This window comes from Cupriavidus sp. SIMBA_020, assembly GCF_046535395.1.
In the GTDB taxonomy this organism is placed as follows: Bacteria; Pseudomonadota; Gammaproteobacteria; order Burkholderiales; family Burkholderiaceae; genus Cupriavidus; species Cupriavidus campinensis.
In genome coordinates this window covers 1-244 of sequence record NZ_JAWRWU010001431.1, presented here as the reverse complement: position 1 = coordinate 244, position 244 = coordinate 1, and the positions used below count along the sequence as shown (strand labels likewise).

Annotated in this window: 1 pseudogene; it reads right to left on the bottom strand. The window is 71.7% G+C overall.

From position 1 onward, the window contains the following. Positions 1 to 244: pseudogene (locus SB751_RS34270) on the bottom strand (diguanylate cyclase); the annotation flags it as partial.

Sequence of the window (244 nt, the reverse complement as noted above, 5' to 3'; positions counted from 1 at the left end):
GCGGTTGGGCAGGCCGGTCAGGTAGTCGTGCGTGGCCTGGTACTTGAGCTGGGCGGCGGCTTCGCGTTCGCGCGAGACGTCGCGCAGCAATACCGCCACGCCGCCGGCACTGGGAAAGGCGCGGGCCTCGTACCAGCAGGCCAGCGGCGCGTAGTAGCCGGTATGGCTGGCGGGGCTGTCGGTCTGCAAGGCCGTCCGGCACGCCTCGTAGTAGCCGGTGGCGACCAGGTCGGGGCAGCTGTCC